Annotated in this window: 9 protein-coding genes and 1 pseudogene; 8 read left to right on the top strand and 2 right to left on the bottom strand. The window is 71.1% G+C overall.

Annotated features, from left to right (window positions below):
* Positions 1–18 precede the first annotated feature (18 nt).
* Positions 19–846: pseudogene (locus VV867_RS06975) on the top strand (SDR family oxidoreductase); the annotation flags it as partial.
* 46 nt (positions 847–892) lie between these two features.
* Here the strand turns inward: VV867_RS06975 and VV867_RS06970 are convergent.
* Positions 893–1,267, bottom strand: coding sequence for a Rho termination factor N-terminal domain-containing protein (locus VV867_RS06970; protein ID WP_109933737.1), 375 nt, complete (start codon positions 1,265–1,267; stop codon positions 893–895).
* A 200-nt stretch (positions 1,268–1,467) separates the two neighbouring features.
* Here VV867_RS06970 and VV867_RS06965 point away from each other — a divergent pair, with 200 nt between their 5' ends.
* Complete coding sequence (locus tag VV867_RS06965; RefSeq protein ID WP_328565959.1) at positions 1,468–3,924, top strand: glycogen/starch/alpha-glucan phosphorylase; 2,457 nt, start codon at positions 1,468–1,470, stop codon at positions 3,922–3,924.
* 3 nt (positions 3,925–3,927) lie between these two features.
* Here the strand turns inward: VV867_RS06965 and VV867_RS06960 are convergent, their stop codons facing one another.
* Positions 3,928–4,329, bottom strand: a complete 402-nt coding sequence (locus VV867_RS06960) for a hypothetical protein (RefSeq protein WP_275630201.1) — start codon at positions 4,327–4,329, stop codon at positions 3,928–3,930.
* A 164-nt stretch (positions 4,330–4,493) separates the two neighbouring features.
* Between VV867_RS06960 and VV867_RS06955 the strand changes: the two genes are divergently transcribed.
* The 6 genes from VV867_RS06955 (at position 4,494) to glgB (ending at position 13,761) form a co-directional block, all read left to right on the top strand.
* Positions 4,494–5,006: an MgtC/SapB family protein gene (locus VV867_RS06955; protein WP_275630202.1), complete on the top strand. Its 513-nt coding sequence runs from the start codon at positions 4,494–4,496 to the stop codon at positions 5,004–5,006.
* A complete protein-coding gene (locus VV867_RS06950; RefSeq protein WP_109933741.1) occupies positions 4,996–5,238 on the top strand; it encodes a hypothetical protein in 243 nt (80 codons plus the stop codon). Before VV867_RS06955 ends, VV867_RS06950 begins: the two co-directional genes overlap by 11 nt.
* 9 nt (positions 5,239–5,247) lie before the next feature.
* Positions 5,248–6,141, top strand: coding sequence for a non-homologous end joining protein Ku (gene ku / locus VV867_RS06945; RefSeq protein WP_328565958.1), 894 nt, complete (start codon positions 5,248–5,250; stop codon positions 6,139–6,141).
* Positions 6,142–6,253: 112 nt separating this feature from the next.
* On the top strand, positions 6,254–8,236 hold the full coding sequence (locus VV867_RS06940; protein WP_328565957.1) for an alpha-1,4-glucan--maltose-1-phosphate maltosyltransferase: 1,983 nt from the start codon (positions 6,254–6,256) through the stop codon (positions 8,234–8,236).
* Between the two features lie 9 nt (positions 8,237–8,245).
* Complete coding sequence (treS, locus tag VV867_RS06935; protein WP_328565956.1) at positions 8,246–11,572, top strand: maltose alpha-D-glucosyltransferase; 3,327 nt, start codon at positions 8,246–8,248, stop codon at positions 11,570–11,572.
* A complete protein-coding gene (gene glgB / locus VV867_RS06930; protein ID WP_328565955.1) occupies positions 11,569–13,761 on the top strand; it encodes a 1,4-alpha-glucan branching protein GlgB in 2,193 nt (730 codons plus the stop codon). The genes treS and glgB overlap by 4 nt, the downstream gene beginning before the upstream one ends.
* The last annotated feature ends 30 nt before the right edge of the window (positions 13,762–13,791 follow it).

The following is a 13,791-nucleotide window of genomic DNA, read 5'->3' as shown; positions in this document are numbered from 1 at the left end:
GACAAACTACCGCCCTAGCACCAGGACCAGCAGCCCGGCCGCGAGGAGACCATGCAGCCGCCGCCGGAGTTCGCCTCGGAAAGCTACCGCGCCGCCGGCAAGCTGGAGGGCAGGGTGGCGGTGGTCACCGGCGGCGACAGCGGCATAGGCCGCGCCGTGGCCCTGACCTTCGCCCGCGAGGGGGCCGACGTGATGCTGCTGTACCTGGAGGAAACCGAGGACGCGACCAAGACCTGCCAACTGATCGAGGCCTGCGGCCAGCACTGCCTGGAGCTGGCCGGCGACGTCGCCGATGCCGGCTTCTGCGCCGAGGTGGCCCGGCGCCTGGAGGAACGCTGGGGGAGGGTGGACGTGCTGGTGAACAACGCCGGCGAGCAGCACCCGGCCGCTTCCCTGGAGGACATCAGCGAAGAGCAGTGGGAGCGCACCTTCCGCACCAACATCTTCGGCATGTTCCAGCTGACCAAGGCACTGCTGCCGCTGATGGGCGAGGGCGCGGCCATCGTCAACACCACCTCGATCACCGCCTACAAGGGCAACCCCAGGCTGATCGATTATTCCTCGACCAAGGGTGCCATCACCGCCTTCACCCGTTCCCTGGCGCTGAACCTCGTCCAGCGCGGCATCCGGGTCAACGCAGTGGCCCCGGGGCCGATCTGGACGCCGCTGATTCCCTCGACCTTCAGCGCCGAGGAGGTGGAGACATTCGGCAGCAATACCCCGATGGGGCGTCCGGGCCAGCCCGACGAACTGGCGCCGGCCTACGTCTACCTGGCCTGCTCCGACTCCTCGTACATGAGTGGCCAGGTGCTGCACGTCAACGGTGGCACCGTGGTCAATGGCTGAAGCGCACGCGGCCCCCGGCGCGCTATCGCACCAGGGGCCGCGGGGCTCAGGCCTTGCGCAGGGCCTCGATCAGTTCCTGCTTGCGCATGCTCGAGCGGCCGCGGATGTTCTGCCGGCGCGCGCGTTCCAGCAGCTCCTGCTTGTTCATCGCCTCCAGGCGCTGGCCGGGGCGCGGCACGCCGTGCTTGGTGGCCACCGCGCGGCGCGCCGAGGAACGCCGCGATTCGGCCTTGGCACCCGGGCTCTTCTTCTGGCCCGAACCGCCGGAGCGCTCGCCACCGCCGGACTGCTTGTTGACGGTGGCCCAGGCCCGCGCTTCGGCCTCGTCCCTGGAGACGCCACGCTCCTCGTAGCTTTCCTCGATATGTTCGGCCTTGCGCTTCTGCTTGTCGGTGTACTTGTCTTTGCTGCCTCGGGGCATGGCTGTTCTCCTTTGTCGGCCGCTTCACTGCGGGGTTCGTTCGGGAGAGGCCGCAGCGCCGCGCGGTGTTCAGCGATTCGGACGGACGGCCGCCCCGGGCGGGGAAAACACCTGAACTCCGGCCCCGGCCCGGGGGCCTAGATACACGAGGCGGCCGGTGGCGCCGCCGTTTCCCACAGGCGAACCGTGGAGAGACCGCCATGCAAGGCTCCAGCACCCCCGTTCCCGAACAGGTGGAAAACTTCAAGCAGGAAGTGCTGACGCGACTGCGCTACGACGTCGGCAAGGACGCCGCCGACGCCTACGCCCACGACTGGTTCGAGGCCCTGGCGCTGGCGGCCCGGCGCTACATCGTCGATGGCTGGGACGAGGCCAGCCACAGCATCGACCGCAGCCGGCGCAAGCGCGTCTACTACCTGTCGCTGGAGTTCCTCATCGGCCGCCTGCTGATCGACAACCTGAGCAACCTCGAGCTGCTGGAGATCGCCCGCGAGGCGCTGCTGCAACTGGGCGTGGACCTGGAGCAGGTGCGCCTGGCCGAACCCGACGCGGCCCTGGGCAACGGCGGCCTGGGGCGCCTGGCGGCCTGCTTCATGGAAAGCATGGCGACCCTGGACATCCCCGCCTACGGCTACGGCATCCGCTACGAGCACGGGCTGTTCCGCCAGAGCATCGCCGACGGCTGGCAGCAGGAACAGCCGGAGACCTGGCTGGACTTCGGCAACCCCTGGGAGTTCGAGCGCCCGGAATGCAGCATCAGCATCGGCTTCGGCGGCAGCGTGTACGCCCTCAACGGCAGCGACGGCAGCGCGCGGCAGCACTGGGAACCCATGGAGCGCCTGCGCGCGGTGGCCTACGACATGCCCATCGTCGGCTGGCGCCGGGCCGGGGTGAACACCCTGCGGCTGTGGCGCGCCCGTGGCGAGGAAACCCTCAAGCTGGACCGCTTCAACGCCGGCGACCACCTCGGCGCGGTGGCCGACACGGCGCGCGCCGAGAGCATCTCGCGGGTGCTCTACCCGGCGGACAGCACCGAGGCCGGGCAGGAACTGCGCCTGCGCCAGGAATACTTCTTCGTCAGCGCCTCGCTGCAGGACCTGCTGCAGCGCCACCTGGGCCAGGGCCTGGCGCTGGCCAGCCTGCCGGCGCGGGTGGCCATCCAGCTCAACGACACCCACCCGGCCATCGCCGTGGCCGAGCTGATGCGCCTGCTGCTGGACGACCACCACCTGCAGTGGGAACAGGCCTGGGGCCTGACCGTGGCCACGCTGTCCTACACCAACCACACGCTGCTGCCCGAGGCCCTGGAGTCCTGGCCGGTGGCGCTGATGGAGCGCCTGCTGCCGCGGCACATGCAGATCATCTACCTGATCAACGCCTTCCACATCGATGCGCTGCGGGCCAAGGACATCCACGACTTCGCCCTGCTGCGCGCGGTGTCGCTGATCGAGGAGGACAACGGCCGCCGGGTGCGCATGGGCAACCTGGCGTTCCTCGGCTCGCACAGCGTCAACGGCGTTTCCGCGCTGCACACCGAGCTGATGCGCGAGACGGTGTTCCGCGACCTGCACCGCCTGTACCCGGCGCGCATCAGCAACAAGACCAACGGCGTGACCTTCCGCCGCTGGCTGTTCCAGGCCAACCCGGAGCTGACCGGGCTGCTCTGCGAGTGCCTCGGCCGCGAGCTGCTCGACGACCCCGAGCGGCGCCTGCGCGGCCTGGAGGCCCACGCCGGCGACACCACCGTGCAACGCGGCTTCGCCCAGCAGCGGCGGCACAACAAGGCGCGCCTGGCGCAGCTGGTGGAGGAGCGCCTGGGCATCCGCCTGGACGTCGAGGCGCTGTTCGACGTGCAGGTCAAGCGCATCCACGAGTACAAGCGGCAGTTGCTCAACCTGCTGCACGCCGTGGCGCTGTACCAGGACATCCGCAACGACCCGGCCGCGCCGCGGCTGCCGCGGGTGAAGATCTTCGCCGGCAAGGCCGCGCCCAGCTACCACCAGGCCAAGCTGATCATCAAGCTGGCCAACGACATCGCCCGTATCGTCAACGACGACCCCACGGTGCGCGGCCTGCTCAAGGTGGTGTTCATCCCCAACTACAACGTCAGCCTGGCCGAGGCCATCATCCCCGCGGCGGACCTGTCCGAGCAGATTTCCACCGCGGGCCTGGAGGCCTCGGGCACCAGCAACATGAAGTTCGCCCTGAACGGCGCGCTGACCATCGGCACCCTGGACGGCGCCAACGTCGAGATGTCCGAGCGCATCGGCCTGGAGAACCTGTTCATCTTCGGCCTCACCGCCCAGCAGGTGGAGGCCCGCAAGCATGCCGGCGAGCTGTCCATGGCCGGCGAGATCGCCGCCTCGCCGCGCCTGCAGGAGGCGCTGCAGGCCATCGGCTCGGGGGTCTTCTCGCCGGACGACGCCAACCGCTACACGGCCCTGGTGGAGGGGCTGCGCCACGACGACAGGTTCATGCTCTGCGCCGACTTCGAGGCCTACTGGCAGGCCCAGGCGCGCGTCGAGGCACTGTGGCGCGAGCCCTCCCGCTGGTGGCGCGCGGCGGTGCTGAACACCGCGCGGGTCGGCTGGTTCTCCTCCGACCGCACCATCCGCGAGTACGCCGAGGAAATCTGGAAAGTGCCGGTGGGCGGCTAGGGCCTACCAGAAGCCGCCGCCATGGCGGCGCGCCAGGTAGTCCAGGCTCAGGCCGAAGCCGGCCTGGAAGAAGGCCTGCAGGCGGGTGTCCAGCACCATGCGGTTGAGCGAGGCCAGCGGCCCGACGATGCGCTCCGGGTCGCCGCGCCCGCCGTAGTGGTTCTCGTGCACCAGGCTGGCGCTCTGCGGGTCGGCGCTGATCAGGCAGTGGCAGTCCAGACCCTCGCCGGGGCGGCGGGCGTGCAGGCCCAGTTCGGAAAGCCCGCCGGCGCCGCGGTGCAACCCCAGGTGGCAGAGCAGCCCGTGGTCGCGGGCGTACTCGCCGGCCGCGGCGAAGGCGGGCAGGGCCACTTCGGTCAGGGCCTGCTCGTAGGCGTGGGCGAAGTCGTTTTCGTCGCTGTTCATGGCGCGTCCCTTTGTTCGGCGATTGCCGGGTTTGGACCGGCGCGGCGGCGAAACGCGCGGACCAGCCGCCGGGCGGTAGTGCTGGCGCTACCGCCGGGAAAATCGTTCAAACCATCGGCCGGCGCGGCAGTCTGCAACAGCAATACCCCTTCGCGGAGAGGCCCATGGAGACCCTGTCGCGCATCGCCGAGGCCCTGCTGGCGGAGTTTTCCGACCTGCGCGAGCTGGAGCAGATCACCCGCGCCTGCTTCCGCCTGGCGCTCGCCACGCTGCTGGGCGGCCTGCTGGGCTACGAGCGCGAGAGCCAGGGCAAGGCCGCCGGGCTGCGCACGCACATGCTGGTCACCCTGGGCGCCGCGCTCTTCGTCATGGCGATCAGCGAAGGCGGCGCCGGCGACGACGCCATCAGCCGGGTGATCCAGGGCATCGCCGCGGGCATCGGCTTCCTCTGCGCCGGCACCATCCTCAAGGACAGCGCCGACACCGCGCGGGTGAAGGGGCTGACCACGGCGGCCGGGCTCTGGCTGAGCACCGCCATCGGCATCTGCGTGGGCCGCGGCCATTCGGCCACCGCGGTGCTCGGCACCCTGCTGGCGCTGGCGGTGCTGCACAGCCTGCCGCGGCTGTTCGAGCGGCCGCAGGTGCCCGATACATCGGAGGAGCGCCATGTTCCGTGACTTCAGCGGCAGCAGCGCCTGGACCGACGCCATGTGCGACGGCGGCGCCTACGTCGGGCTGATCCAGTACCAGCCCAAGCGCGAGGGCGCGCCGGTGGAAGTGCTCTGGGTGTTCGCCCCCGGCAGCCGCAACGCGGCCGAAGCCGAGGACGCGGCCCGGCGCATGCTGGCGCGCATCCGCGACATCGGCGCGGACGGCCGCGTCCGTTTCGACGATGGCATCTCACTGTAGGAGGCGCACATGGCGCGCGTGATCTGGAAGGGCGCGATCAGTTTCGGCCTGGTGCACATCCCCGTGGGGCTCAACAGCGCCAGCCGTTCCGGCGGCACCGACTTCGACTGGCTGGACGCCCGCAGCCTGGAGCCGGTGGGCTACAAGCGGGTGAACAAGGTGACCGGCAAGGAAGTGCCCAGGGAGCGGATCGTCAAGGGCGTGGAGTACGAGAAGGGCCGCTACGTGGTGCTCAGCGAGGAGGAAATCCGCGCGGCGCGCCCGCGGGCCACGCAGACCATCGACATCCTGCGCTTCGTCGAGCGTGGCGAGATTCCCCTGCCGTACTTCGACACCCCCTACTACCTGAGCCCCGAGCGGCGCGGCGAGAAGGTCTACGTGCTGCTGCGCGAGACCCTCGCGCGCAGCGGCAAGGTCGCGGTGTGCCAGCTGGTGCTGCACAGCCGCCAGCACCTGGCGGCGCTGCTGGCCGACGGCGAGGCGCTGCTGCTGATGACGCTGCGCTGGCCGGGCGAGGTGCGCCCGGTGGACGAGCTGGCGCTGGAGCTGAACGACATCGCCCTGGACAAGCGCGAGCGCGAGATGGCCACGCGCCTGGTGGAAGACATGAGCCAGGCCTGGGACGACTCGGCCTTCAAGGACACCTTCAGCGACGAGATCCACGCCCTGGTGGAGCAGAAGGCCGCCAAGGGCCAGCTGGAGGAAGTGCCCGGCGCCGAGGCGCCGGAGGCCAGCGAGGGCGCCGACATCATCGACCTCACCGACCTGCTGCGGCGCAGCCTGCGCGGCAACGCCAAGGGCGCTGGCGCCAGGCCGGCGGGCAAGGGCAAGGCCAGCGAGAAGCCGGCCGAGGAAGCGCCGGCGCGGCGCAAGGCCGGCAGCCGGCGACGCGCCGCGCGCTGAGCCGGCCCGCCGGCGAAAAGTCTGAACTTGCCGGCTGGCCCAGCCTCGGAAAGCATGGGGCCGCAGGTTGCGGCCGACGATCATCGAATCGCTTGGCGAGGAGGGCGCAGCGATGAATTCGGACCTGCACGGGCGCGCCAGCGCCGCGGCCAAGGCGCCGCGCATCTCCATCGAGGGCATCGAGCCCCAGGTCGAGGGCGGGCGCTTCGCCGCCAAGGCCATCGCCGGGCAGCGTTGCCCGGTCAGCGCGCGCGTCTTCATGGACGGCCACGAGCAACTGGGCGCCGAGGTGACCTGGCGCCTGGCGCCGGACGAGGCCTGGCGCAGCCAGCCGCTGGCCTGGCAGGGCAACGACCTGTGGCAGGCCGAGCTGCTGCCGCCCCACGAGGGGCGCATCCAGTTCGTGATCCAGGCCTGGCTGGACCGCTACGCCAGCTTCCGCCACGACCTGGAGAAGAAGTACGCCGCCGGCCAGGCCATCGACCTGGAGCTGAGCGAAGGCGAGCAGCTGCTGCGCGAGGCACGCCAGGCGGCCCAGGGCGAGCCGGCCGAGCAGCTCGACGCCCTGCTGGCGCGGCTCGCCGCCGAGCAGCCACGCGACGGCCGCGTGGCCCTGCTGCTGGCCCCGGCCACCCTGGCGCTGATGCAGCAGGTGCAGCCGCGCCTGCAGCGGGTGCGCAGCCCGGTGCTGAGCCTGGAGGTGGAGCGGCCGCTGGCCGGCTTCGCCAGCTGGTACGAGCTGTTCCCCCGCTCCGAGGGGGCGCAGCCGGGCGTGCACGGGCGCTTCGAGGACGTGCGCCGGCGCCTGCCGGAAATCGCCGCCATGGGCTTCGACGTGCTCTATTTCCCGCCCATCCACCCCATCGGCCGCAGCCACCGCAAGGGCCCCAACAACAGCCTGCAGGCCGGCCCGGACGACCCCGGCAGCCCCTACGCCATCGGCAGCGGGGAGGGCGGCCACGAGGCGGTGCACCCGCAGCTGGGCAGCCTGGAGGACTTCCGCGCCCTGGTGGCCGATGCCCGCGCCCACGGCCTGGAGGTGGCCCTGGACTTCGCCATCCAGTGCTCGCCCGACCACCCCTGGCTGCGCCAGCACCCCGGCTGGTTCAGCTGGCGCGCCGACGGCAGCATCCGCCATGCCGAGAACCCGCCGAAGAAGTACGAGGACATCGTCAACGTCGACTTCTACGCCGCCGACGCCGTGCCCTCGCTGTGGCTGGCCCTGCTGGAGGTGGTGCTGGGCTGGGTGGCCCAGGGCGTGACCCTGTTCCGCGTCGACAACCCGCACACCAAGCCGCTGCCGTTCTGGGAATGGCTGATCGCCGAGGTGCGCCACCTGCACCCTGACGTCATCTTCCTGGCCGAGGCCTTCACCCGCCCGGCGATGATGGCGCGCCTGGGCAAGCTCGGCTTCAGCCAGAGCTACACCTACTTCACCTGGCGCAACACCAAGCAGGAGCTGCAGAGCTACTTCGAGGAACTCGGCCAGCCGCCCTGGCGCGACTGCTACCGGCCCAACTTCTTCGTCAACACCCCGGACATCAACCCCTTCTTCCTGCAGCGCAGCGGGCGCGCCGGCTTTCTCATCCGCGCCGTGCTGGCGGCCACCGGCTCCGGGCTGTGGGGCATGTACTCGGGCTTCGAGCTGTGCGAGGCGGCGGCCATCCCCGGCCGCGAGGAATACGCCGATTCCGAGAAGTACCAACTGCGCCAGCGCGACTACCGCGCGCCGGGCAACATCGTCGGCGAGATCACCCGGCTCAACCGCATCCGCCGGGAGAACCCGGCGCTGCACAGCCACCTCGGTTTCCAGGCCTACAACGCCTGGAACGACAACATCCTCTACTTCGGCAAGCGCACCGCGGACCTGGACAACTTCGTGCTGGTCGCCGTGTGCCTGGACCCGGACAACGCCCAGGAGGCCGACTTCGAGCTGCCGCTGTGGGAGTTCGGCCTGCCGGACGACGCCGCCATGGGCGGCGAGGACCTGATGAACGGCCACCAGTGGACCTGGTACGGCAAACGCCAACGGATGCGCATCGAGCCCTGGCACCTTCCCTTCGGCATCTGGCGCCTGCACCCGCAGCGCCGGTAGGAGTCGCCCATGGCCAGACGCCTGAGAAAGCCCCGTCCCTTCCTGCACGACCCGCTCTGGTACAAGGACGCGGTCATCTACCAGCTGCACGTGAAGTCCTTCTTCGATGCCAACAACGACGGCATCGGCGACTTCCCCGGGCTGATCGAGAAGCTGGACTACATCGCCGACCTGGGGGTGAACACCCTCTGGCTGCTGCCGTTCTACCCCTCGCCGCGGCGCGACGACGGCTACGACATCGCCATGTACCGCGGCGTGCACCCCGACTACGGCACCCTGGCCGACGTGCGCCGCTTCATCGCCGCCGCCCACGCGCGCGGCCTGCGGGTGATCACCGAACTCGTGATCAACCACACCTCCGACCAGCACCCCTGGTTCCAGCGTGCGCGGCGGGCGAAGAAGGGCTCGCGGGCGCGGGAGTGGTACGTCTGGTCCGACAGCGACGAGCGCTACGCCGGCACCCGGATCATCTTCGTCGACAGCGAGACCTCCAACTGGACCTGGGACCCGCAGGCCGGGCAGTACTACTGGCACCGCTTCTACTCGCACCAGCCGGACCTGAACTTCGACAACCCCCAGGTGCTGCGCGCCGTGCTCGGGGTGATGCGCTTCTGGCTCGACCTGGGCGTGGACGGCCTGCGCCTGGACGCCATTCCCTACCTGATCGAGCGCGAGGGCACCAGCAGCGAGAACCTGCCGCAGACCCACGCCGTGCTCAAGCGCATCCGCGCCGAGCTGGACGCCCATTACCCCGACCGCATGCTGCTGGCCGAGGCCAACCAGTGGCCGGAGGACACCCGGCCCTATTTCGGAGGCATGGACGACAGCGGCCCCGGCGACGAATGCCACATGGCCTTCCACTTCCCGCTGATGCCGCGCATGTACATGGCCATCGCCCAGGAAGACCGCTTCCCCATCAGCGACATCCTGCGCCAGACCCCGGCCATCCCCGACAACTGCCAGTGGGCCATCTTCCTGCGCAACCACGACGAGCTGACCCTGGAGATGGTCACCGACGACGAGCGCGACTACCTGTGGAACTACTACGCCGCCGACCGCCGCGCGCGCATCAACCTGGGCATCCGCCGGCGCCTGGCGCCGCTGGTGGAGCGCGACCGGCGGCGCATCGAGCTGCTCAACAGCCTGCTGCTGTCGATGCCCGGCACGCCGACGCTGTACTACGGCGACGAGATCGGCATGGGCGACAACATCTACCTGGGCGACCGCGACGGCGTGCGCACCCCCATGCAGTGGTCGGTGGACCGCAACGGCGGCTTCTCCCGCGCCGACCCGGCGAGCCTGGTGCTGCCGCCGATCCTCGACCCGCTGTACGGCTACCAGAGCGTCAACGTCGAGGCGCAACTGCGTGACCCGCATTCGCTGCTCAACTGGACACGGCGCATGCTCGCCGTGCGCAGGCAGCAGAAGGCCTTCGGCCGCGGCAGCATGACCCTGCTGTCGCCGAGCAACAGGCGCATCCTCGCCTACCTGCGGCAGTACCGCGGCGAGGAGGGCGAGGACAGCCTGCTGTGCATCGCCAACCTGTCCGGCGCGGCCCAGGCGGTGGAGCTGGAACTGGCCGAGTTCGAAGGCCGCGTGCCGCTGGAAATGCTAGGCGGCGCCGCCTTCCCGCCGATCGGCCGGCTGACCTACCTGCTGACCCTGCCGCCCTACGGCTTCTACTGGTTCTACCTGGCCGACTCGCAGCGCATGCCCAGCTGGCACCGCCAGCCCGAGGAGCGCCTGCCGGAGCTGCCCACCCTGGTGCTGGGCCAGCGCCTGGAGGAACTCATGGGCGGCACCCCGCGCGAGCTGCTGGAGAAGGATTCGCTACCGCGCTACCTGCCGCGCCGGCGCTGGTTCCCCCATGCCCGGGCGCTGCCCGGCAGCGTGCGCCTGCTCTACGCGCTGCCGCTGGAGGAGGGCGACGCCGCGCCGTTGCTGGTGGAGCTGGAATACCGCGACGGCGAGCTGTGCGAGCACTACCAGCTGCCCCTGGCCGCGGCGCCGGAAAAGAGCAGCAGCGGCTACGACCTGCCGCAGCAGTTGGCCATGGCCCGCCTGCGCCGTGGCCGCCGCGTCGGCCTGCTGACCGACGCCCTGAGCCTGCCGCGCTTCAGCCGCGCCGTGCTGCAGCTGCTGCGCCAGGGCGCCACCCTGGTCGGCCCGGGCGGCGAGGTGCAGTTCGTGCCGCAGCCCGGCCTGGCCGGGCCGGAGCTGGCCGAGGACGCCCCGGTGCGGGTACTCGCCGCGGACCAGTCGAACACCTCGGCGCTGCTCGGCGACGGCCTGCTGCTCAAGGTGCTGCGGCGCGTCTCGCCCGGCCTGCACCCGGAGGCGGAAATGGGCGCCTACCTGAGCCGCCACGGCTTTGCCAACGTCGCGCCGCTGCTGGGCGAGGTGCGCCGGGTGGACGAGCAGGGCCAGGCGCACACACTGATGCTGCTGCAGGGCTACCTGAGCAACCAGGGCGACGCCTGGACCTGGACGCAGAACAACCTGGAGCGGGCCATCCGCGAGGCCCTGGCCGCCGGCGCCGCGCAGCCCCCGGAGTTCGATGCCCTGGACGAGCTGCGCGGCTTCGCCGCCACCCTCGGCCGGCGCCTGGGCGAGATGCATCAGGTGCTCGCCGAGGGCGTGAACGAGCCGGACTTCGCCCCGCGGCGCAGCGGCCCGGCCGATAGCCGCGCCTGGCAGGAGGGCGTCGGCGCCCAGGTCGGCCAGGCCCTGCAGGCGCTGGAAGACGCCCCGGGCCTGGACGAGCGCGGCCGCGCCCAGGCCGCCCGCCTGCTGGAGCTGCGCGACGAACTGCTGCTGGCGGTGGGCAACCTGGCGCGGCTGGCCGAGGGCGGGCTGATGATCCGCGTGCACGGCGACCAGCACCTGGGCCAGGTGCTGGTGGTGCAGGAGGACGCCTACCTGATCGATTTCGAGGGCGAGCCCAACCGCTCGCTGGAGCAACGCCGGGCCCTGAACAGCCCGATGAAGGACGTGGCCGGGGTGCTGCGTTCCTTCGACTACGCCGCCGCCATGGCCGAACGCAACCTGCAGAGCGCCGACGTCTCGGAGGAGGCGGTGCAGGTGCGCCGCGCCATCGCCCAGCGCTACCGCACCCAGGCCCGCGACGCTTTCCTCGATGCCTACCGCCTGGCGGCCGCCGGGCTGCCCCACGAATGGCACGGGCGCGAGGGGGAGGGCGCGGCCATGGCGCTGTTCAGCCTGGAGAAGGCGGCCTACGAAGTGGTCTACGAGAGCGGCCACCGGCCCGACTGGGTCGGGGTGCCGCTGCTGGGAATGCTGGAGCTCGCGCTCCACCTGCTGGGAGGAAGGACATGACACAGGCGTCGCACGACGACGAACGCAACCACCTGGAACGGCTGCAGCGGGCCGAGCACGGCGACCCCTTCGCCTTCCTCGGCGCGCACCCGGAGGGCGACGGCTGGCGCGTGCGGGCCTGGCTGCCGGGGGCCTTCGCCTGCGAGCTGCTGGGCCGCGAGGGCGAGTTCCTCGCGGCCATGGAGCAGCAGGACGCCAGCGGGCTGTTCAGCGCCCACCTGGATGCGCGCCAGGCCTACCTGCTGCGCATCCACTGGCCCGAGGGCGAGCAGATCACCGAGGACCCGTACGCCTTCGGCCCGCTGCTGGGCGACACCGACCTCTACCTGTTCGCCGAGGGCAACCACCGCCACCTCGGCCAGTGCTTCGGCGCCCAGGCCATGCCCCTGGACGGCGTGGCCGGGGTGCGCTTCGCGGTGTGGGCGCCCAACGCCCGGCGCGTGTCGGTGGTGGGCGACTTCAACGCCTGGGACGGGCGCCGCCACGCCATGCGCCTGCGCTACCCCAGCGGCGTCTGGGAACTGTTCGTGCCGCGCCTGCAGCCCGGCGAGGTCTACAAGTATGAAATCCTCGGCCCCGGCGGCCTGCTGCCGCTGAAGGCCGACCCGCTGGCGCTGGCCACCGAGCGGCCGCCGGCCACCGGCTCGCGGGTGGCCGAGCCCACCCCGCGGCAATGGCGGGACGAGCGCTGGATGCGCGAGCGCCACGGCCGCCAGGGGCCGCAAAGCCCGCTGGCGATCTACGAGCTGCACGCCGGTTCCTGGCAGACCCTGGACGGCCGGCCGCCGAGCTGGGACGAGCTGGCCGAGCGGCTGATCCCCTACCTGCAGGACATGGGCTTCACCCACGTCGAGCTGATGCCGGTCATGGAGTACCCCTTCGGCGGCTCCTGGGGCTACCAGCCGCTGTCGCTGTTCGCGCCCACCGCGCGCTATGGCAGCCCGGCGCAGTTCGCCGCCTTCGTCGAGCGCTGCCACCTGGCCGGCATCGGCGTCATCCTCGACTGGGTGCCGGCGCATTTCCCCACCGACGAGCACGGCCTGGGGCAGTTCGACGGCACCGCGCTGTACGAGTACGCGCACCCCTTCGAGGGCTTCCACCCGGACTGGGACACCTACATCTACAACCTCGGCCGCACCGAGGTGCACGGCTTCCTGCTGGCCTCGGCGCTGCACTGGCTGCGCGAGTACCACGTCGACGGCCTGCGCGTCGACGCCGTGGCCTCGATGCTCTACCGCGACTACTCGCGCAAGGAAGGCGAGTGGATCCCCAACCGCCACGGCGGGCGCGAGAACCTGGAGGCCATCGAGTTCCTCCGCCACCTCAACGAAGTGGTGGCCGCCGAGGTGCCCGACGCCCTGGTGATCGCCGAGGAATCCACCGCCTGGCCCGGCGTCAGCCGGCCGGTGGCCGAGGGCGGGCTGGGCTTCTCGCACAAGTGGAACATGGGCTGGATGCACGACACCCTGGCCTACATCCGCGAGGACCCGCTGTACCGCGGCTACCACCACCACCGCCTGACCTTCGGCCTGCTGTACGCCTTCACCGAGCGCTTCATCCTGCCCATCTCCCACGACGAGGTGGTGCACGGCAAGGGCTCGCTGCTGGCCAAGATGCCCGGCGACCGCTGGCGCCAGTTCGCCAACCTGCGCCTGTACCTGAGCCTGATGTGGACGCACCCGGGGCGCAAGCTGCTGTTCATGGGTTGCGAGTTCGGCCAGTGGCGCGAATGGGACCACGACGACCAGCTGGACTGGTACCTGCTGCGCTACGCCGAGCACCTGGGGGTGCAGGCGCTGGTGCGCGACCTCAACGGCCTGTACCGCGGGCTGCCGGCGCTGCACCAGCTGGACGACGGCCCCGAGGGCTTCCACTGGCTGATCGGCGACGACCAGCGCAACAGCGTCTACGCCTGGCTGCGCCTGGACCGCGAGCGTTCGCCGCTGCTGGTGGTGCACAACTTCACCCCCCAGCCGCGCGAGGGCTACCGGGTGGGGGTGCCGCTGCAGGGCGCCTGGCGCGTGCGCCTGAACTCCGACGGCGCCGCCTACGCCGGCTCCGACGCCGGCAGCCGCGAGCGCTGCGAGACGCTCCCGGAACCCTCCCATGGCCAGCCGTATTCGCTGCTGCTGGACCTGCCGCCGCTGGGCAGCCTGATCCTGGAACCGGCTCCCGATGCGGGGCTGTAGCCACGGGAGCGCGGGCCAACGGCGGATAAC

Origin of the sequence: Pseudomonas sp. JH-2 (assembly GCF_036231725.1) — a bacterium.
Taxonomy (GTDB): domain Bacteria; phylum Pseudomonadota; class Gammaproteobacteria; order Pseudomonadales; family Pseudomonadaceae; genus Pseudomonas; species Pseudomonas delhiensis.
This window is presented reverse-complemented; position numbering and strand designations above follow the sequence as displayed.